Origin of the sequence: Desulfovibrio sp. 1188_IL3213, from assembly GCF_036763145.1 — a bacterium.
Lineage (GTDB): Bacteria > Desulfobacterota > Desulfovibrionia > Desulfovibrionales > Desulfovibrionaceae > Desulfovibrio.
The window spans coordinates 1-1,312 of sequence record NZ_JBAIYR010000549.1; the positions used below are offsets into that span (position 1 = coordinate 1).

The window sequence follows — 1,312 nt, forward strand, 5'->3', positions numbered from 1 at the left end:
CTTGCGCTGCAAAAGCCCTACAGCAGGGCGAATCTCGCTGCTGCATGCGCAACTGCACCTGCCTTTGCCCCGCAGGACAACCGCGCAAATAAATTGCGCTTGCATCTTTGCGGCGGGCGTCTGCTCACGCAGCCGCCAGAGCAATTTCAAAGTGGAATTGCTCTAACAAACTGCATCGCGCCGTGCGCCTCATCTGCATTCCACCACGCACGCCTCCGAAAACACTCCTTCCGTCCAGCCCCTCCCCTGCCAGATCCACCGCCTTGCCGCATGCCGCAGCAGAGTTGGCGCTTGCCAGCCTTTAGGCAGGCGTATGACTCGCTTGCCAAGGGGGGAAAGTTGGTTGACTTTGCAATACCCGCCTTCGTGTAGAGCTCCCTGCCAGAACGACACCACAGAAAAAACGTGTTTAAAAGAATTTTGAGAGTGCTTTGCTCAGTGTATACGTTGAACCTTCTTGATGTGCTTAAGACTTCTATGGCAAGCTGGCGTACCCTTGTGGGCCACGTAGTGATGTAAATCAAGCGCGACTACCTATGGGAAAGATCTGATTTTTCGTAACCTATTAGCAATGGAGGAATATGTGCCATTCGTAAATATTAAAGTAACTGGCGGAAAGGAAGCCCCAACCAGTGCGCAAAAAGCTGAAATTATCAGCGGAGTCACAGAGCTTCTGGCTCGTGTTCTTGGTAAAAATCCTGCGACTACAATGGTGATTATTGATGAAATAGAAACTGACAACTGGGGTATTGGCGGGCAGAGCGTCACGCAGCGCAGAAAACAGGCAACCTAATCTGAGGCTTTGAGCGTAGGCATATCTGGTCCAGAAGGGCCGCGTCTGTTCTGTTTGCGTATTGCTATGCAAAACAGTGACTGTCTATTATGTGATTTTATATCCAGTGATCTCTGTGATCTGATGTCTCTTTGACTAGCCACACAACTTTTTTTTTATGAGTTAGATGGAGAGATGTACCATGCCATGATGGCAACCAGAAGAGATGCTAAGAGAGGCATTTTTCTGTAAGCGAATATCCACGGGCGACCAAGCACTGCCATTGGCAATTCCGATATGTCCGGGGTTCCTAAAAACGGATTGGCAACGTCGCTTGAGGCTGCCCATAGAGCCGTATCCCAAGCCGGAAGCTACGTGTTGAAAATAACACAAAAGCGGGGTTTTTATCCCGCTTTTTTGTAACTAGAAAACCCCCCGCTAGGCGGGGGGTTCTAAAAAGCTTATAGCTTTGCCCAAGTGAGTAAAACTCCTTTTGATTTGTTAAAAAATCTCGCGGTCTGGCAACTGCGAGTCAACAAA

The 1,312-nt window shown here is 49.2% G+C and carries 1 protein-coding gene; it reads left to right on the forward strand.

Annotated elements, in window-relative coordinates:
* Nucleotides 1-583: 583 nt before the first annotated feature.
* Nucleotides 584-793: a tautomerase family protein gene (locus tag V6C16_RS13490; protein WP_333536706.1), complete on the forward strand. Its 210-nt coding sequence runs from the start codon at nucleotides 584-586 to the stop codon at nucleotides 791-793.
* Nucleotides 794-1,312 lie beyond the last annotated feature (519 nt).